This is a genomic window from Pseudoalteromonas sp. XMcav1-K, from assembly GCF_044005875.1.
GTDB classification, from domain to species: Bacteria; Pseudomonadota; Gammaproteobacteria; order Enterobacterales; family Alteromonadaceae; genus Pseudoalteromonas; species Pseudoalteromonas spongiae.
In genome coordinates this window covers 136465-163380 of record NZ_JBIPJE010000039.1, presented here as the reverse complement: position 1 = coordinate 163380, position 26916 = coordinate 136465, and the positions used below count along the sequence as shown (strand labels likewise).

Sequence of the window (26916 nt, the reverse complement as noted above, 5' to 3'; positions counted from 1 at the left end):
AGTAGAAAAGCCAATCAAGCGCTGCCGAACGGTTCTTTTGAGCGCACTTTTCTCATTGTTGCCTATATGGATGTAGGTAAGGGGCGTGAGCAGGACGCGGAAGCTTTGCTCGATATTCGCTTAGATTACTAGGCCACACATCGAGCGCCGCGATAAAAGCACGCTCAAACAGAGTAAAACATCCACCTTCTAAAGAAGGTGGCTTTGTGTTGCCCCCCTAAAAGGGGGCTTTCAATCCATTAACCGCATTTGTGAATCTTCTTCCTGGCGTTCACGTGTTTCTTGGTGCCTAACATAACGTCTTATTATTTCTTCATTAATCCCTACTGAATCAACAAAGTAACCTCTTTGCCAAAAGTGATTACCCCATAACTTGTTTTTCCGTAAATGCGGATATTTATTGAATAACTTTAAGGCTATTTTTCCTTTCAGAGCTCCCATTAACTGAGAAATTGAAAGCTTCGGAGGAACTTTCACTACTAAATGGACATGGTCAACTTGTACATTTAACTCTAAAACAATACACCCTAACTGCTTACAATAAACGTAAATACTACGATAAACATCCTTACCAAGCTTATTTTTCAAAATCCGAAACCTATATTTCGGAGTCCAAACTACATGATATTGACACCGCCAAAATACATGCGATGCTTGTTCATATCTACTCATGTTTTATCCTCTATGACTTCGCTAAAAATCACTTTGGATTTAACATGAGTAGCATTTACAGGCAAAGCCCTTTAAATGATAACCACCTACTGAAGTAGGTGGTTTAGGGCTGAAAACAAAAATAGAACAGCAAAGATCAACAGACCCTAGTATTCCCCTGCTTGCTCGATAACATGCAACTAATCAAGAAATTAGCAATTAAAAATATCCATATAGAAATTAAGGTTTCTGTATTTTATTATTTACATTTTTGCGATAGATCAATGCAAAACATCTTTATAAACAGCTACTGTTAAGCACGCACTTTCCCTACTTCCCCTAAGCTTACTGGCTTTGGTCTCAAGTATCTAAAGTGCTTAGAATAATTTTAGCTGTTATAAAGTGTAATAATTTTCTAATCATTTTTTACGACAAACATTTTCATTACGTTTCAACTTAACGTAAAATCTCGGAAAAAATTTCTTTATATTTTACTCTGTTAGCCAGTTGGAGCCCCCTATGAAACTAAACGCTGTCAGAACACTTGTATGTGCAGCCCTTGCTACGTCAGGTTTTTCAGCCTATTCACAATGCCACAGCCCGATTTATGGTATTGCCAGTGATGCAGGCCAAGGTGTTATTCATAAGCTAGATGAATACACAGGTCAAAGCCTGTCAAACTCAATCGCACTTTATGATTCTGCCGCAATCGCACTCGATAAAGCGTCACAGCGTTTATATTATGTTTCAGTTCCACAAAATAATGGCCACAGTTACCTTGCATATTATGATATTAACTCGGGTTCACATCATCAGGTTGGTAAAACTAAATTCACTTACCGCTTGGTAAGCGATCCGAGCCAAAATTTACTGTGGGCCGCACACGACGATACCTTATTTACCATAGATCCAACGACAGGTTATGTCGCAATTTATGGAGAGCTTACAGGCTTTCGCAATGAACAAGATAAAAACTGGGGTGATTTAACCTTTATTGGCGACGACTTATATTTAGTCAGTAAAAACAGTTTGTATCGCATTGATACAACAGCGTTAACCGTTGAGATTGTTAACCAGCATAACCTAGCATTAGCGACAGGGGCCGCTAAAAACCAGGTAGGCGAATTAATTTTCTCACGTCAGGATAATTTAGGTGGCTCTGAATTTTTCGCTTACGACATGGGTAAATCATCACTCAGCTATTTATCAACCAGTACTCATCGTTTTACCGATTTAGCATCGGCTAACTGTGGCAGCGATGGTTCAGACCAATCTGGTGGTGAAGACAGCTACTATAAAATCAGTGCAATTTACAGCCTAGATAAAAGCCCTGAAGAAGGTGATGAAGCGCACATCCGCGTGAAATTCAACAAAATCCTCGATGATGACAAAGATTTAAACTTAAAATTAAGCAGCGGTACCGCACAAAAAGGGCAAGATTTTAATACCACAGCGTTTATTTCATTTAACCGTGGCGAAAGCTATCCGTATTTAGTGGACTTAGCGAGCCCACAAAAGATCTCGGTACCGCCAGGTGGTCGTCATATCGATATTTTGCTTGATTTAAATGATGACGGCAAAGATGAAGATACAGAATACTTCACACTCGAAGCATGGCACAGAGATACACTGTCGGATCGCCTAACACTCAATCAAGATATTCTCGACCCATCAAGTAACCAAGGTGATCTTCGCGTCAACGCAGTTTATTCACGTCATACTGATGACCTTGTTGAAGAAGGCCGCACTATTAAATTCCGTTTGAAGTTCAATAAAGATTTAGTACTGCCAACTCTACTAAACCTTGAGCTTGACGCACTTTCGGCAACGATGGGCGATGACTTTTCAGCCAACGCGAATATTTCATTCGACCGTGGTGAAACCTTTGTACAAAACGTTGACTTATCTTCGCGCAAAGAAATTTTGGTACCACCAGGTGGTCGCTATGTTGATATCCAATTTGAATCTTATGAAGATGATATTGACGAAGGTTTTGAAGCATTAAAACTTAATGCATGGCACCGTGCTGACCAATCTGATCATGAATTTGAAATTATCCGCATTCATGACGAAGACGCAGATCTTGAATTAGCAAAAGACGCGGTGCATTCGGTTTTTGCGCTCGATAGTAATGTAGAAGAAGGTGAATTTGTAACCTTTAGAGTTCTGTTTAATCAACCACTTAATGATGATGCAAAACTACGTTTGCGTTTAAATGATGGCGCAGCAACCGCGCAACGAGATTACAATCCAAATGCAGAAATCTCGCTTGATGGCGGCATTACGTGGCCAATGGAATACGATTTATCATCAAAACAACGCCCTCTTATTCCTGAAGGCACTGAATATGTAGATGTTCGCGTGCATACTTTGCGCGACGATGAAGTAGAAAACAGCGAAGATTTCAATCTAGCTGCCTATTTAATTAGCGGTGGCACGGATACACAAACAACAACAGTTACCATTTCAGATCGCACCGAAAATAGCGATGACTTCCCTGAAGTAAGTAGCATTACGGCAACGCCATTTAAAGTATCTGAAGGTAACTCAGCACTATTCAATGTGTGCCTAGACGGTACCACTACACAAACACAAGACTATTATTTAGAAGTAAATCCTGACACTGCGGTGCTTGCCGACATTGACCCTGTTGCATATATCAGCTTCGATCAAGGTATCACATTTAACACTCAAATTGACCTATCGAATACTGCCACGGTTGCAGTGCCACAAGGATTGCGTTGTTTTGATGTAAAAGTGACAACTGCTAACGACACTCTTGACGAACAACAAGAGCAGCTAGTAATTGCAGCTTGGGGTAAAGACGACGGTATCGACCGTAAAGCGCAGGCGCTTATCATCGAAAATGAAGTTCAGCACACTGCACCAGAAGTAGCTGGCATTTTTCTTGATACAAAACAAGTAATCGAGGGTGAACCACACTTATTTACGGTGGTATTAGCGGAAGCTACCAGTGCACCTGCTGTTTATAAGCTGGCGTTGAAAGATGACTCTGCAATACAAAATAAAGACTATGCTACCGAGGTAAACTACAGTACTGATAACGGTAGCACGTGGACAACCACAACGATTACCAATGAGTTGGAAATCACTATTCCAGAGGGAATTAATCAGTTTAAGGTTAAGGTTGCAACATTAGCAGACGAAGAAGCTGAAGACACCGAAACATATAACTTCAGCGTGAATGAAGACACTATTGCAGCGCAAATTCTGGATAACCCAAATTCTATACCGGCACGCTTAATCGAAAATGCACCGCGAGAGTATGAAGTTGCTGAAGGCAACTACGCGGTATTTGAGTTAAGTTTAGATAAACAAGTATTCACGACACAAAACGTATTTGTAGAATTAAAGTCAGACGACGCAACAGCAAATGACGACTTTGATTCTCAAGCTGAATTCTCATTTGACGATGGCGCTTTCTGGCAGACAATCGACCTTAGCGCAGCGAATTCATTCTTGCTTGAAAAAGATACGCAAGATTTCCTTGTTCGCGTATCGATTATTAAAGATCAACACGCAGACGAAGAAATTGAAACCCTGCAATTACATGCATGGACTCAGCAAGAGCAACTCGATTTAATTGAAGCGCCAGTATTACTTATTGATGCGACGCCTAAAAATGCGGTAATTGATTTTATCAGCACTGATAAAAATCCAATGATGGAAGGTGAAGAAGTCACTTTCAATGTTGTGTTTGACCGTAAGTTAGAGAAATCACAATCACTCAGCTTCAATGTGATTGGTTTAAATGATACTACCAATGACGACTTCTTAAATTCAGGATACGTTTCACTTGATAACGGCGTTACCTGGCAAGAAATGTCGCTGGTTGAAAATAAATCGGTTAACGTACCAGCTGAAATTCAAAATGTATTAATTAAAGTAACCTCTTTAGTTGATGATAGGGTTGAAGAAAATGAAGCTTATGAGCTATCGGCATGGTTTGAAGAAACCAGCAAACACGCTAAAGCAGTATCAGTAACTGACGGCACAGCACCAAAACCACAAGTAATGTCGGTTATAGCAATGCCAGATCCTGTGTCAGAAGGTGCTACAACCACATTTGAGGTTACGTTAGATAGCAAAGTAGAACGCGAAATTAGCTTCCCGTTCCAGTTAGTTGACGGTAATGCGCTTGCACAAGAAGATTACGATACAACCGTTGAGGTCAGCTTTGACTTAGGCCAGAGCTGGCAAACCGTTTTACTTGCTTCAACACAAGATATTACGTTACCTGAAAACACAGATACTGTACTTGTTAAAGTAGCAACACTTACGAATGACGAGTTTGAGCAGTCTGAAAGCTTTGCGTTAGTGGTAGATAACGTGGTTGGCAATGTATTTATTAATGACGATGACAATGCCGAGCCGATCGCAAACCCAGATACCCTTGAAATCAATGAAGATGAGTTCGCTGAATCAATTGCGATTATCGCAAACGACGAAGATCCAAACTTCGATCCGCTGGTTATTTTAGGTACGCCTACATCATTACACGGCGTAGTGACTGTAAACGACGACAACAGTATCAACTATCAACCAAAAGCTGATTACAATGGTAAAGATATTATCATTTATAGCATTAGCGATGGTCGTGGTGGCGTAGCAACAAGCCAAGTTACCGTTGAAATTGCGGCTGTAAATGATGAACCACGTCAAACAGAACGCACGCTTACAACAAAAGAAGATGTTGAGATTACCAATATTAACTTGCTAGAAGGCGTAACTGATCCAGAAGGTGAAGCACTTTCAATTATTGGCAACCCAGTTGCAACAAACGGCCAATTAATTGATGCCGGTAACGGACAGTTCACTTACAAACCAAATGAAAATTACTTTGGTGACGATGAAATCCTTTTCGTGGTAAGTGATGGTGAAACCGAATTAAACGCAAAGATTGCCGTTACAGTGACACCAGTTAATGATCTACCTACCGCAGAAACTGCTTCGCTAACGGTTGCAGAAGACAGCAAAAACGAGATTGTTGATACCAGCCCTTATACCCATGATGTAGATGGTGATACCTTAACGGTAACGAATGCCACAGCTAACCACGGTGAAGTAAGCGTTAACCCTGATGGCACACTAAGCTATTCGCCAAAAGAAAATTATGCTGGTAGCGATCAGATTAGCTACACGGTAGTCGATGGTAACGGTGGTTCGGTAGTCGGTATTATCAATGTACTGGTAACAGGTGAAACGGATGCACCAAACGCAAATAACGATGAAGCACAAACCGATGAAGACCAGAAAATCGATGTGATTGATGTGCTAGCAAACGATAGTGATCCTGACAACGATACATTAACAGTAACTCAAGCAGAGTCTGACCACGGTGTTGTTACTATCAACGCTAATGGCACGCTAAGTTACCAGCCAAACGATAACTTCTTCGGTAAAGATACTATTCGCTACACCATTAACGATGGTGAATTAAGTGACAGTGCAGTGGTTGTTGTTACGGTAAATGCGGTAAACGACGATCCAACAACAACTGAAAAAATCATTGAAGTGGATGAAGACTCTAAAAATAATGTCGTTGATTTAACTCAACATATTTCAGATGTTGATGAAGACCCTGCAAAAGCAGTATCGGCTACTGCGTTACACGGTAGCGTAGAAGTAAAATCAGACGGTAGCTTGCGTTATACACCAAACCTAAATTACTACGGTGACGATACCATCACTTACCAAGTTGAAGATGGTAAAGGTGGCACAGCAGAAGGTGTTGTAAAAGTAACCGTAAAACCACTTGATGATGCGCCAATTACACGTAGTGATTACCTTTCAATCAATGAAGATGAATCAGTTACTGGCTTTGATGCACTAAAAAATGATGAAGACCCAGACGGTCAATCAATTTCATTGGTCTCTGCAACAACTGCAAAAGGCAAAGTAACGGTTAACGGTAATCTTATTAATTACAAACCAGATGCTGATTTTAATGGCGAAGTCGGCATTGAGTACACCATTACTGATGGCGAATATCAATCAACTGGCTACATTACAATTGATGTAATGCCTGTTAACGATGCGCCTACCATGCAACCAGTATCAGTTGCCGTTGATGAAAACTCAAAAAATAACGCGATTAATATTCTCGATAAAATTGAAGATAAAGATGGTGACAACGCTAAACCGGTTTCAGTATCAACTGATGACGGTATCGTTTCAGTAGATGGCAATGGGATTATTTACTTTACGCCAACCAAAGACTTTGTTGGAACGGCGAAAATTGATGTCACAGTGTCAGATGGTAACGGTGGTTCAGTAACCGGCTCCATTACTGTGGTAGTAAACTCGGTAAATCAACCACCGCTGGCTGTAGATGATGGCATTCAAGCATTCCAAGACACGCCACTTTACAACGTTGATGTACTTTGGAACGACTCAGATCTTAACGGTGATGATTTAACGCTGATTTCTGCGGTTGCTAATCACGGTACCGTGGTAATTGATAGCAACCAAAACCTGACCTACACACCAGATGTTGGCTTCCATGGTCAAGATTGGATTACATACACCATCAAAGATCCTGAAGGTTTAACTGACAGTGCTTTAGTAGATGTACGTGTTAAACAAAACAACGCACCGTCAGCAAATAACGATGTTGCAACAATTGATCAAGATACGTCGCTAACACGCTTCAATGTACTTGCAAACGATAGCGACCAAGACTCCGATGCCCTTAGCGTTACAAACGCTGTTGCAAACGTTGGCGTAGCACAGGTAAACAGTGATAAAACCATTACCTTTACGCCACCTGCAAACTGGGTTGGTAAAGCACGTATTACTTACACTGTGAGCGATGGTAAAACAAACGGTACTGCACAAGCGGTACTTGAAGTGACAGTACTTTCGACTAACCAAGCACCCGTTGCGAACCCAGATTCAGCATCGGTAACGCAAGGTGAGCGTTTATCGTCAATTAATGTACTCGGTAACGACAACGACCCTGATGGCGATACTCTAACCGTAACCAGTGTTAGTGCCAGCCATGGTAGTGCAACAATTAACAGTAACGGTACAGTGCGTTATCAAGCACCTGAAAATTATGAGGGTCTAGTAGTCGTTACATACGGTATTAGTGATGGCAAAGGTGGCACCGCTTCAAGCCAAGTGAATATCAATGTAACTAAAGCATTAGCCCAATGTATTACAGAATCTGGCAATGGTTTAACATTTGCACCAGGTACCAGTATTGCATTTGCCCACAAACGTAGTGCCGATTATCAACAAGCGTATAAAGTGCTCTCTAATGGTACTGCGATATCCAATTGGCAATACCCAGAGAATACTAGCAGTTGGGTAGAACGCGCAACACTAACAGGTGGCAATACATTCTCGATAACGTACAAGTTTAAAGAACATAACCGTACTTGGAAGTATGGTAGCTGTAACACCGTTTTAGGTAGCAATAACACAGGTTACATAAACTGTGACGATACCGGTGGTGATGGCGACTATAATGATACGCAGCTTCGCTTCCGTATCACCAATGCAAATGGTGTGTGTAAATAACACTCGTTGAGTCAGCTTATTAAAGGCCTGCAATTGCAGGCCTTTTTATTGCCGAAAACTATTCCATCTTGGGTTAATAGTTTGTAAACTCTAACACATCTGACCAGTTAAATAGGCAATACCTATGCAAACGCGCATTACCGAATTTTTTGGCATTGAACACCCTATCGTATTACCCGGCATGAGCTGGATTTCAACCCCAGAATTAGTCGCGGCAGTGTGTAATGCTGGCGGTTTAGGTATTTTGGCGTCAGGTCCACTTAGCCAACAACAAACCCGAGATGCAATTGCAACAATCCGCTCGCTTACCGATAAGCCATTTGGCATTGGCATTACGTTAATGATGCCTGGCGCGAAGCAAAACGCCAAAATCGCACTCGAGCTACAAGTACCTGTGATTAACTTTTCACTTGGTAAAGGTGATTGGCTTGTCGAAGGCGCGAAACAATATGGCGGTAAAGTAATCGCCACAGTGGTGACAGAGAAACATGCCCTTGCCGCACAAAAATCAGGGGTCGACGCACTGCTAGTGACCGGACATGAAGCCGCCGCTCATGGCGGCGAAGTTACATCGCTATGTTTAGTACCCAATATTGTCGATATTGTGGATATTCCTGTAATCGCTGCAGGTGGTTTTGCCGACAGTCGAGGTTTAGTGGCAGCTCTCGCCCTTGGCGCAGACGCAGTCGCAATGGGCTCTCGTTTTGCAACCAGTCTTGAGAGCCCGGTGCACCAAAATGTTAAAAATGCGGTGATAGAAAAGCGCGTCGCAGATACTATTTATTCTAAGAATTTTGATGGTCTTTATGCGCGCGTAATGAAAACACCGGCAGCACAAAAAGCCACTAAAAAGCCAATGAACTTTTTAATCGCCACCATTAAGTCCTTTAAAGCAGCAAAAATGGTCGATATGCCAATGTGGAAACTGCTTATCGGCTTAGTAGCCCAGTTTGATAAAATAAAAATGTTGTCATTATTTGGTGCCGCTACCGAAAAACTTGAAGCTGCAACCATCGATGGCGATTTAGAAAACGGTGTGCAATTTATCGGTCAATCGCAAGGGGTTATTCATGAGGTTAAGTCGGTACAACAAATAATGAACGATGTTGTTTCAGGGGCCGAAACGCGTATTCAAACACTCGCTAATAAACAAACTTAATGTGTTACTCCCAGTTAGTTAGATAATAAAAAGCCCCGATAATTCGGGGCTTTTTATTATCTAAAACACACTTTATTGGGTGCGATATTTTTCAAACCACGCCATTATATTGCCAACTTTCTGGATCAAGTTACTTGGCCTTGCCGCAATACCATGACTTGCTTTAGGAATACGCACCATTGCCGAATCTACTTTACGCAGTTGTAATGCTTGATAATACTGCTCAGTTTCACTCATCGGCGTACGCACATCTTCTTCGCCAGTTAATAGCATTGTTGGTGTAGTGACATTGCCCACCAGCGAGAGTGGCGAACGTGCCCATAAATGTTCAACGTGATCCCATGGCATGCCTGGCATCCAATATTTTGTAAAATACGAGTAACCATCAGCGGTCAGAGCAAAGCTAAGCCAGTTAATCACAGGCTTTGCCACTACCGCGGCCTTAAAGCGATCAGTTTTACCCACAATCCAAGCAGTTAAAACACCACCACCAGAGCCACCCGTAACAAACAAGTTATTACTATCAATATACGGTTTCGCAACCATGCCATCAACAACATCCATTAAATCGTTGTAATCTTGCGAAGGATAATTGTGATGGATAAGATTCGCGAAATCTTCACCATAAGACGTACTGCCGCGCGGATTCGCCCACACAACAACATAGCCTTTTGCAGCCATTAACTGCACTTCGGTACTAAAATTTGGACCATAAGCAGTATGTGGGCCTCCGTGAATTTCTAAAATCAGCGGATACTTTTTATTTTTATCAAAATTAGGTGGCAGCGCATACCAAGCTTGAATATCACGACCATCAACCGTTGATTTAACAGTTATTTCACCCATTTCAGCGGTTGTTTTATGGGCGAGTAAATCTTCATTTAAAGAGGTGACTTTACGCGTTTTTCCCTTTTTAACCATCGCAAGGTCAGCAGGTCGATTAGCATTGGCTAGTGTCACAACCAGTTCATTAGTATCTACTACCGCAAATTCACCCGAAGTATACGGACGCCCTAAAGACTGACCGCCCAGTTTGGCAATTTTCTCTGTGATTTTTCCTTTCAGGTTTACATAGCCTACATATTTTTGGCCAAAATCGTCGTAGCTAAAGTAAAGACCACGACCTTTTGTATCCCACTTAGGGTTGCCTATTGGTCTATCGAGTTTCGCAGTTAAATTTTCAACATCAGAACCGTCATTGTTCATAATAAAAATGTCGTTATTTTGGCTCGATAGTTTTTTATCATCAAAACGCAAATACGCAATCTTTTTACCATTTGGCGATATCACTGGCGCAGCATCAGGGCCTTCGCGCTTGGTCACATTAGTGGTTTCGCCCGAAGCAACATTAATTTGATAAATGTCTGACTCACGTGGTCTGTCTTGCCAATCAGGGTGACGGTCGCCACTAATAAATATCTGCTCACCATCTTGGCTCCACGCGATATTGCCGTCATGATGGAAATCGCCTGTAGTGATTTGACGAGGCGTGCCGCCTTCTGCTGGCACAATATAAATATGGCGATAGCCATGGGGTAAAAATCCACGTCCGTCGCTACGATAACTCATTTGATCAATATACTTTGCAGTACCGGCCCAATTAGCCCCTTTTGGTTTTTTCGGCATTTCGCTAAAAATACCTTTCGCCTCTTGTGGTTTAAACATAGAAAACGCGATCCATTGACCATTTGGTGACCAACTTATACTACTTACGCCATGCTCCACATTCGTTACGCGAGCCGTGTCGCCACTTTGCAACCAACGCACATAAAGTTGATTGTCGCCCTCTTCATTTGAAATATACGCCAGCTTTTTTCCATCCGGTGAAAAACGCGCCATGCGATACTGAGCCTTACCTGAAAGTAGCGGCGTGTGGGCATTGCTGCTGAGATTATACTGCCACAAGTTGATGCGTGTACTGTCACTCATAATGTCCATGCTACGACGCTCATAAACAATACTGTCACCACTTGGGCTAACTTGAGGTGATGCTGCATATTCAATGTTAAACACATCTTCATATTGCCAAGTTGCATTATCACTGGCAATTGCCGGGCCTGCGCTTAAACTGACTAATCCTGCTAACAGCGTCGTTTTTATTATTTTACTCATAAAAAAGGGTCCATTTTTATTGGTTGCTTAGGCAATGTAGCAACTCAATTCATTTTTGCAACATGCCTAAGATAGATTGCATATTGACGGGTTTAAACGCGCTTTATAATTTAACATCATGTTATTAAAGTAGATTTATGCTATGCTTAATAGCGATAACTAAAGCAGAAAAGGAGTGCTCAATATCGACAGAGACGTAAAACTCAGTCAAGATGAAAGCTTATCAATTAAGTTAAGCTATTTATTGCTTCCCAAAGAAACGCAGCGCCTCGACCTGTATTTTTCTTTGCCCGTAGAAATGGGCATCAACACCAGCACCTTAAACGAAGAAGACTATTTTCACGCCCATGTGAAAAGCCACAGTGCCTATTATTCTGAGCAATTACATTTACCCTTAGTGCGCAGCCGTTTTATTAGTCAGTCAAAAGGTGAAAAATCCGACTATCGCTTGAATTTAAATCTGTACTCATACCAAATTCGCTTGGCACTTGAGGCTGATATTAAACACACGTTAAACATTAAGGATGCCGAGGTGTTTTACCCGGCAGCCACTGAATTGGTTGAACAAGCAGGCGTGCTATTGAAGAAATTACGCCGCTACACACCACCAGATAAAAAACTAAAATCTTATTTCGACAACGCCGATAACTACTTAAGTTGGCACTGTGAACAAATGTTTTTAAAGCTGTTGTCAAAAGGTCCGAAAAGCAGTGAGTTTGCAAAAGCGCGTGATACATTGCGTGATTTTTGTCGCAGTGAAAGTGCCTACCGTGAAGAGCGTGAGTACAATTCTAAACAAACCCTAGAGGACCCCAATCGCATCACCAACAAAATGCGCTTACTGCAAAGGCTAATCGAATATGGTGTGGTGTTTAGTAAAGAAACCAAAAACCTTAACTTAAACCTGCAGCGTTTGGTACGTGGCACCGTCACAGCGGTTATGATGGCGTTTGTGATGTTTTTAGTTCTTAATGCGCGTTCAAATTTCCAAGAAGTTACATTAGCGCTGATTGCCATGTTGGGGGTTATTTATGGCCTACGTGAAACATTCAAAGAAGATTTAACCCGCGTAATTTGGCGCAAAATAAGGCAAGGGCGCCCCAAATGGCGACATATATTTAAGAGCAGTGCAGATAATAAAACCATTCATACCCAAACTGTATGGCTTGAGCATATTCGTCGAAAAGCACTACCCGATGATGTCGAGAATTTATTTAAAAAACGACGTCAGCAGAATAAGCAAGCGGCACACTTAATTCATTATCGCTGTGATAGTAAAGTGATTGCTAAAGCGTTTTTACCGGGCTATGAAGAAATTCAGCAGCAAGTGTTTTTTAACTTAACCCCATTTGTCAGATACTTAAAAAAAGGTGCAGGCAAACTCTACAGTTTGGATGGCAGCAAAGTATCGGGTCAATCGGTAGAAAGACGTTATCAGATAAACTTAGTGGTTACCTATTCGGCTAATGGCACAAAAACAGCTAAACGCTATAAAATTACCTTAAACCGCTCTGCGATTGTCAGCATTGAAGCAATGCCTGATTAGGGCTCTCTTAGAACTAAACTAAAGCGTAATTTAAACGAGAGCGAAGCAATCGTTTATGTGTTAGTTAAAGGCATATTGGTAACTTAACACCAGTTGCCTGCCTTTTCCTGGCACCGCGCCATCCCAAACTCGCGGATCAAAAATGCTATAGTCTTTATCAAATAGGTTTTCACCTGTTAGTGACAGCGTATGCCGCTCAAAACTACGCGCTAATTTTATGTTTACTAACGTGTACCTCGGTTGATAATAGCGAAAATCATCACTGCGCTCAGCTTCAATTTTATCACGCCATAAGGCATTGATATGAATATCGATAAAATCGGTTGGATAACTCAACTGTAGATTAGCAAAACGCTTAAAGCTTTGATTAATTGGCTCGTCAAATAACTGCGTGTAGTTAGCGGTTATTTGTAACTTTTGATAGAGCTTTTTAGCGGATAATTCCACCCCAGACATATTCTCATTAACACTGTTTTCAAAGGTAAAAAAACTGGTTCCGGCGGTTGGCACTAAATTAATAAAATCCCTTAATTGATTGTTAAATAGCACAGCTTCAAGTGATGTACTTTTGCCATTGTATAGCCACGCCAGCTCAGTTGTTTTAACGTATTCAGACGTTAAGTTAGGGTTACCTTTGGTAACACTGTCGCTTGAGTAAAGCTCATTATTAACCGGAGTTCTAAATGACTCGCCGTATTGAAGCTTAATAGTTTGATTATCAAATGCATGCCAAATCGCTGAAAAACGTGGTGATAATTTACTATCTAGGTCTTTAATATCATCGTATCGCGCACCAATAAAAAACAACCAGCTTGGATTTAACTGCCACTTTAATTGGCTGTATGCGCCATAAAAATCATGCGAAGCGCGTAGTGCTGCAAATTCAGGAATGTTCTTAATCCGTTGTAACTCGCCTAAATAAAACGCATCGTTTGGAATTATTAACTGACTTTCAAAATCATAAAAATTGGTGGTAACACCCGCTTGATATTGGCTGGCATGACGGTATTCAAAACCTGAGTTTAATTGCTTATCACTTGATAACTTGTAGTTATGGGTAAACTTTAATTTGCTCCACTGCGTTCGCCAGTTTGGCCCAGTGAGAAAATCATTACTTACAATACCCGCTTCTGTTGGTAACACCATGCCAGAAGAATCGATTTGAAAATTAGCGTAGCTTGCCAGCGCGTCAATTTCATGATGATCATTTTGCCATATTTGATGCTGCAAACTAATACTGGCAGACTGACTGGTATGTACATTTTGTTTACTAAAACCACCGAGGTTTATAAACTCATCCAGTTGATTTTCAATAAAATGAAAACGCAATTCGCTATTTTGGTAGTCTAATTGTGCGTTTACAAATACATGCTTTAAAGGGTCGCTAACCGTTAATTGCTCCCCTACATCGTATGATTGCCCATCACTGTGTTGTAACGACGCATTCGCACTGAAGCTCATTTGCTCCTGTGTATTTGCGTAGCTGCCACCGAGTGCTTTATAACCGTGGTCGCCAATCGCAACTTCAAACCTTTTATGTGCTTTTTTAGTAATAAAATTAACCACACCTAAAAACGCATTACTGCCGTAAAGGGCCGAACCAGGGCCACGAATAATTTCAACTTTTTCAAGCACAGACGCCGCAATATAGGGAGTATAAACCGTGGCTTTACCAAACGATGTTTCGTTTAAACGCACACCATCAAGTAAAATTAACAAATAGCCATTGTCTAACCTTACCCCTCTGGCATGCTCTTTTGGCACAGCACCTACCCAATCTCCACGAGCCATTTGCATTCCAGGCACATAATTCAATACATCAAACGCATTGTTTACACCTAAGGCTGTGAGCTGCTTTTCATCAAACACCGTAATAGTAGAGGGAACCGTTGCTTTTGTTTCCAGTGTATTACTGGCAATGGTGACTTCAATTTCACTCAGCTGATACAAATCGAGCGCGAAGAGATCGGAATTTGTTGCACTAAAAGTATGTTCAGACACACTTAGCATAAGCGCAAACGGCAGCAGTGTTACACAACGAAAAGGCAATATTGGCATTATTATTAGTGTATGATACTTACAAAATGTATGTTTTAAGAATAGTAAAAAGTGCCGCAACAGCAAGTGGTTAAAGAAAAATATGAACGATTCAATCAGTAAAGACCTGCCTAATATGCCCTTGTTTCAGGCTGTGGTATGCCATGTAATGAAACAAACTCAAACGGCATTTCCCAATAAAATAGACATTTCATGCTCTACGTTAGCGCACATGTTAATTAATCAAGGTGGATTTAATTGCGATTCGCCGCTCGATTTAGCAATAGAAATTAGCGCCGCTATTGATTGGCTAGAAAAAGCCGGACTTATTTGGTTTGGAGGCCATGAGCTTAATGATTATTTTGACGTAACGTTATCAAAACATGCATTAGCAAAATTACTGTCTGACATAAATGGCAGCAATTTGGCCGCACAACTTGCGAAAGCCACCACAAGCGAACAACAACTTGCTGTAGTAAAGCAACTCATTGCTTAACACTAAAATAAGGGTAACTTACCGGAATTAAAGGTTAGTTACCCTGTTTACCCATCTCAAAAAAACTTCCCACTACTCTTTTTTATTATGCCAATTCCGTTAACTATGAGAACAAGAATAGCGCTGGATAAATGAACTGATAACAATGCGGAATTTTACTTATGTAATTGTTCTACATTGATAAATTCTAACGCAGTTAGCATGATGTTTAGTCCGCTAGAATGAGCAGCTACTTAAGTGAATTGGTATTGTTGCCTTAGCACCCTATGCATCCACATAAACAGCATTAACCAAACTGCCTCTTTTTGAGAGCCATTTCTTAATTTAACGCCAGCTAAAAACTGCCCCGCATTTCTCGGAATACCAATTTACTTACAGTAGTAATAGTTTTAATTGTAATAATATGACAACAAAACGAATTATTTTTAAATAATTTCAACAAAGAAATTAAACAAATAAATTCAGCAACTTAAAGCTTAACATCATTACAAAAACGTACATAAACACAAACATAAACGCCGCTTTAGATTTGAAATATTAGTTAGAGTTCATTAGAATTTATTTTTATTGAACGATCAATTAATAAAAATATGCCTAAAGTTGGATACGAACCCATACGTCGTCAACAGCTGATTGACGCCACATTAAACTCAGTTGCCGAGCTAGGATTAAAAGCGACAACGATTAATACCATTAGCAAACGTGCTGGATTGTCCTCGGGCATTATCAGTCACTACTTTGGCAGTAAGAATGGGTTAATTGAAGCGACCGTGCGCTACTTACTAACTAGTTTAAAATCCAGCTTAATCTCAAAAATCGACAAAAACATAAGTCAGCAACAACGCCTTATGTTAATCGTCGAAGCAAATTTCTCAGTTGTACAAAAGCAGGCTCATGTCACCAAAACGTGGCTGAGTTTTTGGGCAGAATCAATGCACGACGAACAATTACACCGCTTGCAAGCGGTTAACGCAAAACGTCTGTACAGCAATTTACTTTATTCGTTCAAAACGTTATTGCCTTATGAACAAGCATTACAAGCTGCAACTCTTAGCGCAGCGATGATCGACGGCCTTTGGTTACGTGCCGTATTAACCAAAGCAAACGAAGCCGAATTTAGCAATGCCGAATTGCTTGCTAAAAACTACGTTAACTCTCTAATTCCCGTGTGTCAGGATTAATTATGTCTCTTCCTAAAATGCTCAACTTTATTCATGGCGAACTGCTTGAAAACAAATCAGGTCAGTCGTTTGATGTTATCAATCCCGCTACAAACGAGGTTATTTACCAAACTGAAATCGCAGACGATTTTATTAAAGAGCAAGCCATTGAAAGTGCCAAGCAAGGTTTTGCCACTTGGTCAGCAATGAGCGCTGTAGAACGTAGCCGAATTTTATTAAAAACGGTTGCCCTATTGCGTGAGCGCAACGACGATTTGGCAAAAATTGAAGTACTGGATACAGGTAAGCCAATTCAAGAAGCCGATTGTGTGGATATTGAAACGGGTGCCGATGTTATTGAATATTTTGCAGGCCTTGCACCAACACAACTGGGTTCGCAGCAAACGGTTGGTAATGACTTTTTCTATACGCGAAAAGAACCTTTAGGCATTTGCGCCGGCATTGGCGCGTGGAACTATCCACTTCAAATTGCCTGTTGGAAATCGGGCCCGGCACTTGCGGCAGGTAACGTTTTAATTTTCAAACCATCTGAAGAAACACCACGCGGTGCGGTTGAACTTGCCAAAATATTTATTGAAGCTGGCATGCCAGCAGGTGTGTTCAACGTGGTACACGGCGCAGGCGAAGTTGGTCAATGGTTAACAACACACTCAGATATTGAAAAAGTCTCGTTCACTGGCGAAGTGGGTACAGGCCAAAAAGTGATGCAAAGTGCGGCCAGTAACTTAAAAGAAGTGACCATGGAACTGGGTGGTAAATCGCCGCTAATCGTGTTCGATGATGCCGAAATCACCGAAGCGGTAAGCGCTGCAATGCTTGGTAACTTCTATACCCAAGGTGAAGTGTGTACCAACTGTACTCGTGTTTATGTTCAAAAAAATGTTTACGATGCGTTTATCGAAGAGTTAAAAAGCCGCACCGAGAATAACATTGTAATGGGCGATCCACTCGATCCAAATGTTAATTTAGGCGCGCTAATTTCGAAAAAACACTTAGCCTTAGTTTTAAACTACATCGAGCTTGGTAAGCAGCAAGGTGCCACTGTTTTAACTGGGGGTTATCAGGCAACGCCAGAATCTGCACCTAACGGTAACTTCGTTGCGCCAACTATTTTTGTCGATTGCAATGACGACATGACCATAGTCAAAGAAGAAATTTTTGGCCCAGTGATGTGTGTACTGCCGTTTGACGATGAAGACGACGTGATTAAACGCGCTAATAACACAGAACTTGGTTTAGCCGCGGGTGTCTTTAGTCAAAATATTAAACGTGCTCACCGCGTGATTCATCAATTAAATGCCGGTATTTGTTGGATAAACAGCTATGGCAATTCGCCTGCTGAAATGCCCGTTGGCGGATACAAGCGCTCGGGTATCGGCCGCGAAAACGGTGTAGAAACACTAAATAGCTACACCCAAACCAAATCAATTTATGTTGGCATGAGCCAAATTGAAAGCCCATTTTAGCGAGTAATTTTATGCAGTACGATTATATTATTGTCGGCGCAGGCTCAGCTGGGTGTGTGCTCGCCAACCGTTTATCTGAAAATCCTGAACATTCGGTACTTTTACTGGAAACCGGTGGTTCGGATAAAAGTATTTTTATTCAAATGCCAACGGCGTTATCAATTCCAATGAATGGCGATAAATACGCATGGCAATTTCATACTGAAAAAGAGCCTTACCTTAATAATCGCAATATGCACTGCCCGCGCGGCAAGGTATTGGGTGGCTCTTCGTCAATTAATGGCATGGTGTACGTACGTGGTCATGCAAAAGATTTTGACGAATGGGCCGAACACGGCGCAGAAAACTGGGATTACCAAGCGTGTTTACCTTACTTTAAAAAAGCCGAAAGCTGGTATTTAGGTGAAGATAATTATCGCGGCGGCGATGGTGAACTTGGCGTTAATAACGGTAATGAAATGGCTAACCCTTTGTACCGCGCGTTTATCGAAGCGGGTAAACAAGCAGGTTATGACCATACCCACGACTACAATGGTGAAAACCAAGAAGGTTTTGGCCCAATGCATATGACCGTTAAAAACGGCATTCGCTGCTCGGCAAGTCGCGCTTATTTAGATCCAATAAAGCACCGCAAAAATTTAACTATAGTAACCAATGCACTGGTAACTAAAGTGCGTTTGGAAGGCAAAAAAGCCACGGGTGTAAACTACACCATTAAAGGGAAAGCGCATCGTGCCATTGCTAATAAAGAGGTTATTTTAAGCGCGGGGCCGATTGGCTCACCCCATATATTGCAGTTATCGGGCATTGGACCACGCGACGTGCTTGAACAAGCCGGCGTAAAAGTGCAGCACGAGTTACCGGGTGTCGGTCAAAACTTACAAGATCATCTAGAGTTTTATTTTCAGTACAAGTGTAAAAAGCCAATTACGTTAAATGGCAAGTTAGGGCTGATTTCAAAAGGCTTAATTGGCGCACAATGGTTGTTTGCAAAATCAGGTCTTGGAGTTACTAACCACTTTGAATCCTGTGCGTTTATTCGCTCAAAAGCGGGCGTTGAATGGCCTGATATTCAATATCACTTTTTACCTGCGGCGATTCGTTACGATGGTAAATCGGCATTTGATGGCCATGGTTTTCAGGTACATGTAGGCCACAACAAACCGAAAAGCCGTGGTGCAGTGACAATTCAATCGTCTGATCCGAGTATTGCACCAAAGATTCAGTTTAATTACTTACAGCACCCTGACGATATTGAAGGGTTCCGCGCTTGCGTGCGTTTAACTCGCGAAATTATCGCACAGCCTGCGTTTGATGATTACCGCGACGGTGAAATTCAACCTGGCGAACAAATTCAAACTGATGAAGAAATTGATGCCTTTGTGCGTGATGCCGTTGAAAGTGCTTATCACCCAAGTTGCTCATGCAAAATGGGTGAAGACGATATGGCGGTAGTAAATTCAAATACGCAAGTGCGCGGAATAAGCAATTTACGCGTGGTGGACTCTTCTATTTTCCCAACCATACCGAATGGCAATTTAAATGCGCCAACCATTATGGTTGCAGAAAAAGCGGCAGACATCATTTTGGCAAAGCCAGCGCTTAACTCAACTACTGTGCCTGTTGGCATTAAGCCAGATTGGCAGCAGCAACAGCGCTAAAAATTGGTAGTAGCGATGAAAGCATCACAACTTTCATCGTTATTTTCAACAAATAGCAACTCGCTATTAATTAACTATGACAACAACAAATAGGAAAACTATGGACTATTTTTACTTATACTGGGAGGGTGACAATGACCTTATGGCTTAGTGCTGGCATTTTGTTCACCTTACTTTCAATCGCCTTTATTTTATATAAATGGGGCAATATGCAAGTAGTGGGTGTCACCCCTGTTAAAACATTTACCTTTATTGCAATTCTGTTTACATCTGGCCTCGACGTTGGCCTTATCATGTTTCCGCTAACCGAGTTTGCCGGTTATGCAGACATAAAAGCAAGCCCAGAATATGGCTTCACAAACCCACTCGCAATTGAGTTTGGTTTTTGGGGATTCTTAATTTGGGGTTTCTACTTTTTGACCTGTTTTTATTTCTGTGTAATTGAACCTAAAGTGAAATTTTTCGAAATTCCACTGGTAAAATTGGTTAACAACGTGGTGATTATCGGCACATGTGCGTTTACAGCCTTTTTGTTATTGAGTAACTTGCCATGGTACCTACCTGCGGTAGGTGATGGCGAATCAATTGTGCCAACATTTTACTTAATTGTATTTGCTGCAATTTGTTTTGCTGCTTATTCAAGTACCAGTATTCGTTATGTACGCTTTTTAAGTATTACAACAACCTGGGTATTTATCGCGTTAATTGTTGCGATGTGGGCAGGCGCCTTTGTATTTGGCGACAGCGAAATGAGTGCCTATACAAATAACTTAGCACTGATTGGCGACTACTTTGTGAATATTCACCACTTTGTATTGCCGCTTAACGATTATCATGAATTCTATTTATTCTGGTGGTTTGCGTGGAGCATTATGATAGGTCAATTCACCTCTCGTTTTGTTGGTGGACTAAAAACCTACCAAGTACTCGCAGCGATGTTAATTTTCCCATCAATTCCAATTGCCGCTTGGTTTGCCGTGCTGTATCACTACCATGATGCTGGTATTGCTACCGATGGCCTAGTGAATTTTGCAATGGTATTTGTTGGTATTGTGTTTGTGATCAATTCACTAGATTCACTGATCCGCTTATACACAGATAACCTTAACCTAACCGTCGCCCGTTTAGGTAAGCGCAATTATCTGTTGCTAAATATTGTTGCACTTTCACTTTTAACACTATTATTTAAACTGAACTTTCTACAAATCCAATGGGTTGGTGCCATTGTTATTGCGATTTTCTTTGCTGGTTTTGGTTTTATTTTGGTTAATAAATTCAAAACAGTTAAGACAATTCAAAGTTCTCCAAAAGAAAACGCAATTGATTTTAATAAAATAGAGACAATAAGCTAATCATATGAAAAATTTAATTAAATTATCACTAATCCCGGTTGCAGTAATGACAAGCGTGGCGCATGCCGATTGGAGTACAACGGTAACTGGAGCATCTGACTACACTTTCAACGGTGTTAGCCAAACCATGAACGACCCTGCGCTACAGGTTAGTCTCGACAAATCATTTGAAAATGGCTTTTACGCGGGTAGTTGGGCATCAAATGTAGATTTTGGTGACGACACTAACATTGAGTGGGATTTTTACGCTGGTCACTATATCAGCCTTAACGATGCGTTAAGCCTTGATTATGGTATCGCGTATTACACCTACCACGGCGCAAGCTATTCAGATGATGGTAACTACCCTGAAGCTTACGCAAAATTTGGCTATTCATCAGCCTTGGGTAACACCGAGTTTAACTTCTGGTACAGCTGGGATTACTTTGGCACAGGTGCAGGCCACACTATTGCGATGCTAGCGCATTCTTATGAAATCGCGCCAAATCATACACTACGTGCAAGTTTTGATGTATCAAACTCACTTGATGGCGATAAGTGGTTATGGGATGGCAATAATTCGTCATACCATCACTATCGATTAGCCTATCAAACCAGCTTTAAAGGTTTTAACCTAGAGCTTGCGGCAGAAAACACGAACCTTGATTGGGACACTGCAGATGAGCGCTTAGTGTTCTCTATTTCAAGAACATTCTCGCTGTAACCTGCAATATTTAAACGCATAAAAGTAAAAAGGCGCACATTGCGCCTTTTCTTTTACCTAAATTAAATTAACCTAGCTCTGCCAAACGGGTAATTAGCTCATTGAGCGCAGCAACGCTAAAACCGCTGTCATAAAAATAAACAACGTTACCCTTTTCATCTAGCAACAAAACCCTTGCGTTGTTTGGTTTTTCATTGCCGGTAAAAGCCTGAATACGCTCACCGTCCTCATAAATTGTAATTACCCCACCCCATAACTCTTTTGGAATGCCGCGCCGCATACCCTCGTCTATTTGCGTGCTAAACATACGCGGAAACATGCCTGCAATAGTAGGTAATTCAAAAGCAACCACGTCCACTTCTTTCATATCAAGTCCAATTAACCAGCGATCAATATCAAATTGCGAATCTTGTTTATAGCCAATTAAATATACACTCGGCTTGCCAGCAACATGCGCTGGTAAACTCACTGTTTGCTTTTCTAAACTCGTGCCTGTGACATTTGGAAACCGTTTACCTTCAATATCTTGGTTTGGATAATGCGTTGTGCATCCGGTAACTAACAGTAAAAGAATTACAATAACTATCTGTCTCATAAGCTCCTCGCGCGTATCGTTTTTTAAATTAAATTTTTAGATTTAAGTTAGGTAGCTAAGGGAACGCGCTATTCTACTTCTTTAACCAAAGATTCGAGTTTGCTCATAAACACGTCTTTTAATTTACTGTGTTCATAATCAAGATGATAGGTGTTGTGAAAGCCAAAACGTAGCAATACACCATTTCCTTTCAGGTAAATGGTGTAGCCGTCAATATCAGAAAACGCGGTGATCCCTTGATAGAGTTTACCGTCTTCAAAGTCTTCGCCTTTTTGGTAGATAAGGTCGAATACTTTCAATAATAGTTTGGCGTCTAGCTCGTTTTTCATAATTAAGCACTCCCTGATTTCTCAAATTGTTACTTAATTATAGTGAGTTACTGGACGTTTAGATCAGTTAGCGGAACGTATCAAGGTAAAGTGCTTCAACTTTATCACGTGCCCATTGGGTACGACGTAAAAATTTTAGCGATGATTTGATTGAAGGATCGTTTGAAAAACAGTTAATTTTAATCTCGCGGTAAAGACCATCCCAACCATACTCTTCGACCAATTGTGTCACAATTTTCTCTAACGTTAAGCCATGTAATGGGTTATTTGGTTGGTTTTGCATTTTTGCTGCCTTAAATATTAAAAAAGCCCTAAACGGGCTTTTTTTAAAGAATGGTTGAACTCTTATAGTTTAACCAAATCACCTTTTAATGTCACACCGGCCATTACAAAACCTGCGCCACATTCAAATTCAGTATCACTTACAAATTCGCGTTTTTTGTAGTACGAACTGATGTTCATTACGGCATTCATGCCTTCTCTACGCGCGCGCTCTTGTAATGATTTCAATGCGCTAAGCATTACCCATTGGCACGCTTCTTTATCGCTTTTGTTGAACGCATTGGTTTTTTTATTGGTTTGCACTTCACCGTAAGTTGACTTTACTTCGCCCGCTTTTTGCTTACCAAAAAATAGTTTAATGTTTGGATCAAGCGCTTGCTCAGCTTTTGCTGTGCTTAGTAGCTCTTCAACCGAGTAACGACCAATATCATCACGCGCCGTTGCAGTACTTGCAGCAAGTGCAAGCGAAACACCAAGAATTAATTTTTTCATTACTTCTCCCTAATTTTTTAATGAATAGAACTTCCATGCAAAGCCAAAACCAAGTGCAACGTTGTGATTATCACGCAACAGGGGACTTTGCTGATTTGCACTGTGTGAATAATTATAATAACGAAGAAAACCGCCGGCCCAAAGCCAATCGTTATCGTAAGTTAATCCTAAACTAAATACCGATGCAAGATAACCCGCATCCGCATCAAAAGACAAACGGTCAATTGTTTGAAATTGTTCAGCAACATGATAAAAGTAGCTGTTGTAGGCATGGCTGCCAAAACGAGTACTAAAACGTCCAGTAAGGTTTACCTGATGCTGACCATCTTGATAAATCTGCTGCCCCGCCTCTAGCATAACGCCATACACACTGCCGATATCGTCAATATCTCCGCCATCAAATGCGTACGCTTTTCGAATAAAAGGTGAAATATATAAATAGTCGTCTGAGGTAGGATTACCAAAACTAAAATATTGATAACTTGGGCCTATTTCGCCTACCCAGGCAAGGTCGTCCATGCCTTCGCGGGCACGATTATCTTTACTTGATACGGCAATCGCACCACCTGCACTGACACTAATATAATGATTAGGTGCAACTTCATAAAATGATTCGAATTCGTTGCGCTCTACTTTATAGTGTTCTTTCTCAATGTGAATGTACGGCAGCGGCACCACATAACTTTCGTTTTGTTCCGCGCCTAAATAATGCGGGAGCGATGAATAAAACGCGCCAATACCAAACGTGACTTCATCGGCAACACTGTGTGTTGAGATAAACAGTAAGCTAAGTGCAATCCATCGCATCAACATGATTTACGACCAGCGTTTGAAGATTAACGAGGTATTGATCCCACCAAACGCAAAGTTGTTACTCATCACGTAATCGGTGTTAATTTCTCGCCCCTCTACACTTAAGTAATCGAGTGGCGCACATTCTGGGTCGACATTATCTAAGTTCGTCGTGCCACCAAACCAATTGTCTTGCATCATATGAATGCTCGCCCACGCTTCAATAGCACCGCACGCACCTAAGGTGTGTCCTAAATAACTCTTTAACGAACTAATCGGCACCTTACCTAACGCATTGAAAGTTGCGTGAGATTCAGCAATGTCACCACGGTCAGTTGATGTGCCGTGAGCATTCACATAACCAATTTGAGATTTTTCTATACCTGCCTCAGCAATTGCTTGCTCAATCGCCACTTGCATGGTTTCGCTGGTTGGTTGGGTTACATGTTGCCCGTCTGAATTACAGCCAAAGCCAACAATTTCGGCAATAATATGTGCGCCACGCGCTTGTGCGTGTTCTAACTCTTCTAAAATAAAGGTACATGCACCTTCACCAATCACTAGGCCATCACGATCTTTATCAAACGGGCGTGGGGTTTGTTTTGGCGTGTCATTTTTGCAGCTGGTTGCGTACAAGGTATCAAATACTGCGGCTTCGGTTACACACAGCTCTTCTGCGCCACCTGCCACCATTAGCTTTTGACGACCAAATTTAATCGCCTCAAAAGCATAGCCCAAACCTTGTGAGCCTGATGTACATGCCGAGCTTGTCGTAATAACACGGCCTTTTAAACCAAAAAATACGCCCACGTTAACTGGCGCGGTATGGGCCATCATTTGAATATAACTCGTTGCTGTCACACCCGTCATTTCGCCACTGTCCATCATGCGGCCAAATGGAATAAGCGGCGCAGTAGAGCCAATTGATGAGCCGTACGCGATACCTGTATCGCCATTCGTTAACGATGGGTGCTCTAAAAGGCCAGCTTGTTCTAAAGCTAATTCTGTTGCGCGCGTTGCCATAAGTGATACCCGTCCCATTGAACGGATCTTTTTGCGTGAATAATGCTTAGGCTTTTCAAAATGCTTCACTGGCGCGCCCAAATTGGTATTTAAGCCATTAATAAATGTCCAATCTGGCATTGTCTCTACTGCGTTTTCACCTGTTTTTAAGGCACTTTTAAACGTTTGCCAATCATCGCCTAGTGCAGTAATCGCAGACATTCCTGTTACAACAACGCGTTTCACTAAACTAACCCACCATTTACCGAAATAACCTGACGCGTAATATAGGCAGCGTCATCTGACATTAAAAATGCCACTGTACCCGCCACTTCTTTTGGCTCTGCCATACGGCGCATAGGTACCATTTTTAAAATCTCATCGACTGGTAAATCATCAACCATATCGGTTGCAACTAAACCCGGTGCGACGCAATTTACTGTAATTTTACGTTTTGCGACTTCCAGCGCCAGTGCCTTAGTTGCACCAATTAAACCCGCTTTTGCTGCGCTATAGTTAACCTGACCACGGTTACCTGCAATGCCCGATACCGACGCCATAGTGATAATGCGGCCGCCTTTACGAGTTTGGATCATCGGCATCACCAAAGGTTGCACTACGTTGTAAAAACCATCTAATCCTGTGGTTAATACTTCATCCCACTCTTCACCTGTCATTGCAGGAAAGGCAGTATCGCGTGTTACACCGGCATTGCAGACAACGCCATAATACGCTCCATGGGCTTCGACATCCGCAAGCAATGCTTGCTGCGTTTTTTTACGGTCACATACGTCAAATTGAACAAGGCTAACGTGACGGCCAAGTGCTTCTATTTGTTCTTTTACTTGCATTGCCGCGTCAATGCCACTGCGGCAATGAAGCGTAATATCGAATCCGTCTTCGGCCAATCTTAATGCGATGGCCTTGCCAATTCCGCGACTTGAGCCAGTTACTAATACACGTTTTGTCATTGTTGTTCCTTTAAAAACTGCACAGGATCTTCTGGTTGAAAGACATTGATTTTAGCTTCAGCAAGAACCGTATCTGCATGCAGAATTTGGCATTCAAATACACTTAATCCTGTTTCTTCTTGAAACAGTTTTTTAACCGAAACAGCTAACGTCTGCCCTAGCGTAAACTCAGGAGTAAATGTCTTATATTTACGCGAACCAATTAAAAATCCAATTTTAACCGCAGCATTGTCATCGAGTGCTAAAGCACCTGCGTATGCTGCGATAGATTGTGCCATATATTCAGTACCAATGTAACTTGCAACTGATTGAGTTTGTTCGTTAAAAAACGCTGATTGTGCAGAGATATCGACCTCGCAAACTGCAGAGTCTTGATCATAGCTCACCAAGCGAGTGAGTAAGATCATTGGGTCGGCGTGAGGAAGCACCGCTTCAATCGAATAATGTGTCATGAATTAACCTAAGTTTCGGATTAAGGGTGCAAAATAAACAACGCCCAAATAGGGCGTGAGCACTTAATCGAGTTTACTTGCGCTGGCACTTA

20 protein-coding genes are annotated in these 26916 nt (G+C 41.5%); 9 read left to right on the top strand and 11 right to left on the bottom strand.

Annotation, left to right across the window (positions count from 1 at the left end):
• Positions 1-231: 231 nt before the first annotated feature.
• Entirely contained in the window at positions 232-672 is a 441-nt protein-coding gene (gene tnpA / locus ACHSBP_RS09130) for an IS200/IS605 family transposase (protein WP_010559389.1), read from the bottom strand.
• A gap of 498 nt (positions 673-1170) precedes the next feature.
• On the opposite strand from tnpA, the gene ACHSBP_RS09125 reads away from it, so the two are divergent.
• Together ACHSBP_RS09125 and ACHSBP_RS09120 are read left to right on the top strand one after the other, a co-directional pair.
• Positions 1171-8196 (top strand): Ig-like domain-containing protein, encoded by a 7026-nt coding sequence (locus tag ACHSBP_RS09125; RefSeq protein ID WP_395388665.1) that lies wholly within the window; start codon positions 1171-1173, stop codon positions 8194-8196.
• Between the two features lie 124 nt (positions 8197-8320).
• Complete coding sequence (locus ACHSBP_RS09120) at positions 8321-9355, top strand: NAD(P)H-dependent flavin oxidoreductase (RefSeq protein WP_395388663.1); 1035 nt, start codon at positions 8321-8323, stop codon at positions 9353-9355.
• A gap of 72 nt (positions 9356-9427) precedes the next feature.
• Here the strand turns inward: ACHSBP_RS09120 and ACHSBP_RS09115 are convergent, their stop codons facing one another.
• Complete coding sequence (locus ACHSBP_RS09115; RefSeq protein WP_395388662.1) at positions 9428-11467, bottom strand: S9 family peptidase; 2040 nt, start codon at positions 11465-11467, stop codon at positions 9428-9430.
• Positions 11468-11642: 175 nt separating this feature from the next.
• Between ACHSBP_RS09115 and ACHSBP_RS09110 the strand changes: the two genes are divergently transcribed.
• Positions 11643-13013 carry a hypothetical protein gene (locus tag ACHSBP_RS09110; protein WP_010559393.1) on the top strand — a complete coding sequence of 457 codons (1371 nt, stop codon included), beginning with the start codon at positions 11643-11645 and terminating at the stop codon, positions 13011-13013.
• A gap of 60 nt (positions 13014-13073) precedes the next feature.
• On the opposite strand, the gene ACHSBP_RS09105 is transcribed toward ACHSBP_RS09110, so the two are convergent.
• Positions 13074-15014: a TonB-dependent receptor plug domain-containing protein gene (locus tag ACHSBP_RS09105; RefSeq protein WP_395388661.1), complete on the bottom strand. Its 1941-nt coding sequence runs from the start codon at positions 15012-15014 to the stop codon at positions 13074-13076.
• Positions 15015-15153: 139 nt separating this feature from the next.
• On the opposite strand from ACHSBP_RS09105, the gene ACHSBP_RS09100 reads away from it, so the two are divergent.
• From ACHSBP_RS09100 to ACHSBP_RS09075, 6 genes are all read left to right on the top strand, one after another.
• The gene (locus tag ACHSBP_RS09100; protein ID WP_395388660.1) at positions 15154-15546 is read left to right on the top strand and encodes a hypothetical protein; all 393 of its coding nucleotides are present in this window, start codon (positions 15154-15156) and stop codon (positions 15544-15546) included.
• Between the two features lie 590 nt (positions 15547-16136).
• A complete protein-coding gene (betI, locus tag ACHSBP_RS09095; RefSeq protein ID WP_138628488.1) occupies positions 16137-16727 on the top strand; it encodes a transcriptional regulator BetI in 591 nt (196 codons plus the stop codon).
• Between the two features lie 2 nt (positions 16728-16729).
• Complete coding sequence (betB, locus tag ACHSBP_RS09090) at positions 16730-18193, top strand: betaine-aldehyde dehydrogenase (RefSeq protein WP_395388658.1); 1464 nt, start codon at positions 16730-16732, stop codon at positions 18191-18193.
• 11 nt (positions 18194-18204) lie between these two features.
• The gene (gene betA / locus ACHSBP_RS09085; protein WP_395388657.1) at positions 18205-19854 is read left to right on the top strand and encodes a choline dehydrogenase; all 1650 of its coding nucleotides are present in this window, start codon (positions 18205-18207) and stop codon (positions 19852-19854) included.
• A gap of 134 nt (positions 19855-19988) precedes the next feature.
• Positions 19989-21206, top strand: coding sequence for a BCCT family transporter (locus tag ACHSBP_RS09080; protein ID WP_395388655.1), 1218 nt, complete (start codon positions 19989-19991; stop codon positions 21204-21206).
• A gap of 4 nt (positions 21207-21210) precedes the next feature.
• On the top strand, positions 21211-21909 hold the full coding sequence (locus ACHSBP_RS09075; RefSeq protein WP_105171932.1) for a TorF family putative porin: 699 nt from the start codon (positions 21211-21213) through the stop codon (positions 21907-21909).
• Positions 21910-21976: 67 nt separating this feature from the next.
• On the opposite strand, the gene ACHSBP_RS09070 is transcribed toward ACHSBP_RS09075, so the two are convergent.
• The 8 genes from ACHSBP_RS09070 to ACHSBP_RS09035 all read right to left on the bottom strand — a co-directional run bounded on the left by ACHSBP_RS09070 (position 21977) and on the right by ACHSBP_RS09035 (position 26824).
• Positions 21977-22504 carry a hypothetical protein gene (locus ACHSBP_RS09070; protein WP_395388653.1) on the bottom strand — a complete coding sequence of 176 codons (528 nt, stop codon included), beginning with the start codon at positions 22502-22504 and terminating at the stop codon, positions 21977-21979.
• A gap of 68 nt (positions 22505-22572) precedes the next feature.
• On the bottom strand, positions 22573-22833 hold the full coding sequence (locus ACHSBP_RS09065; protein WP_010559402.1) for a DUF3081 family protein: 261 nt from the start codon (positions 22831-22833) through the stop codon (positions 22573-22575).
• A 67-nt stretch (positions 22834-22900) separates the two neighbouring features.
• Positions 22901-23116 (bottom strand): VF530 family DNA-binding protein, encoded by a 216-nt coding sequence (locus ACHSBP_RS09060; protein WP_010559403.1) that lies wholly within the window; start codon positions 23114-23116, stop codon positions 22901-22903.
• A gap of 62 nt (positions 23117-23178) precedes the next feature.
• A complete protein-coding gene (locus ACHSBP_RS09055; protein WP_010559404.1) occupies positions 23179-23607 on the bottom strand; it encodes a hypothetical protein in 429 nt (142 codons plus the stop codon).
• A gap of 9 nt (positions 23608-23616) precedes the next feature.
• Complete coding sequence (locus ACHSBP_RS09050) at positions 23617-24420, bottom strand: MipA/OmpV family protein (protein ID WP_100914972.1); 804 nt, start codon at positions 24418-24420, stop codon at positions 23617-23619.
• Positions 24421-24423: 3 nt separating this feature from the next.
• Entirely contained in the window at positions 24424-25647 is a 1224-nt protein-coding gene (locus tag ACHSBP_RS09045) for a beta-ketoacyl-ACP synthase (protein WP_395388650.1), read from the bottom strand.
• The gene (gene fabG, locus ACHSBP_RS09040) at positions 25647-26372 is read right to left on the bottom strand and encodes a 3-oxoacyl-ACP reductase FabG (protein ID WP_010559407.1); all 726 of its coding nucleotides are present in this window, start codon (positions 26370-26372) and stop codon (positions 25647-25649) included. The genes ACHSBP_RS09045 and fabG overlap by 1 nt, the downstream gene beginning before the upstream one ends.
• Positions 26369-26824 (bottom strand): 3-hydroxylacyl-ACP dehydratase, encoded by a 456-nt coding sequence (locus tag ACHSBP_RS09035; protein ID WP_395388649.1) that lies wholly within the window; start codon positions 26822-26824, stop codon positions 26369-26371. Before ACHSBP_RS09035 ends, fabG begins: the two co-directional genes overlap by 4 nt.
• Positions 26825-26916 lie beyond the last annotated feature (92 nt).

What these genes read in the sequence shown, in the direction of transcription:
- ACHSBP_RS09070 (WP_395388653.1), bottom strand. Translation starts at nt 22,504, where the DNA reads ATGAGACAGATAGTTATTGTAATTCTTTTACTGTTAGTTACCGGATGC.
- ACHSBP_RS09125 (WP_395388665.1), top strand. Translation starts at nt 1,171, where the DNA reads ATGAAACTAAACGCTGTCAGAACACTTGTATGTGCAGCCCTTGCTACG.
- ACHSBP_RS09075 (WP_105171932.1), top strand. Translation starts at nt 21,211, where the DNA reads ATGAAAAATTTAATTAAATTATCACTAATCCCGGTTGCAGTAATGACA.
- ACHSBP_RS09055 (WP_010559404.1), bottom strand. Translation starts at nt 23,607, where the DNA reads ATGAAAAAATTAATTCTTGGTGTTTCGCTTGCACTTGCTGCAAGTACT.
- betI (WP_138628488.1), top strand. Translation starts at nt 16,137, where the DNA reads ATGCCTAAAGTTGGATACGAACCCATACGTCGTCAACAGCTGATTGAC.
- ACHSBP_RS09120 (WP_395388663.1), top strand. Translation starts at nt 8,321, where the DNA reads ATGCAAACGCGCATTACCGAATTTTTTGGCATTGAACACCCTATCGTA.
- ACHSBP_RS09080 (WP_395388655.1), top strand. Translation starts at nt 19,989, where the DNA reads ATGACCTTATGGCTTAGTGCTGGCATTTTGTTCACCTTACTTTCAATC.
- ACHSBP_RS09100 (WP_395388660.1), top strand. Translation starts at nt 15,154, where the DNA reads ATGAACGATTCAATCAGTAAAGACCTGCCTAATATGCCCTTGTTTCAG.
- ACHSBP_RS09065 (WP_010559402.1), bottom strand. Translation starts at nt 22,833, where the DNA reads ATGAAAAACGAGCTAGACGCCAAACTATTATTGAAAGTATTCGACCTT.
- fabG (WP_010559407.1), bottom strand. Translation starts at nt 26,372, where the DNA reads ATGACAAAACGTGTATTAGTAACTGGCTCAAGTCGCGGAATTGGCAAG.
- ACHSBP_RS09035 (WP_395388649.1), bottom strand. Translation starts at nt 26,824, where the DNA reads ATGACACATTATTCGATTGAAGCGGTGCTTCCTCACGCCGACCCAATG.
- betB (WP_395388658.1), top strand. Translation starts at nt 16,730, where the DNA reads ATGTCTCTTCCTAAAATGCTCAACTTTATTCATGGCGAACTGCTTGAA.
- betA (WP_395388657.1), top strand. Translation starts at nt 18,205, where the DNA reads ATGCAGTACGATTATATTATTGTCGGCGCAGGCTCAGCTGGGTGTGTG.
- ACHSBP_RS09050 (WP_100914972.1), bottom strand. Translation starts at nt 24,420, where the DNA reads ATGTTGATGCGATGGATTGCACTTAGCTTACTGTTTATCTCAACACAC.
- tnpA (WP_010559389.1), bottom strand. Translation starts at nt 672, where the DNA reads ATGAGTAGATATGAACAAGCATCGCATGTATTTTGGCGGTGTCAATAT.
- ACHSBP_RS09060 (WP_010559403.1), bottom strand. Translation starts at nt 23,116, where the DNA reads ATGCAAAACCAACCAAATAACCCATTACATGGCTTAACGTTAGAGAAA.
- ACHSBP_RS09115 (WP_395388662.1), bottom strand. Translation starts at nt 11,467, where the DNA reads ATGAGTAAAATAATAAAAACGACGCTGTTAGCAGGATTAGTCAGTTTA.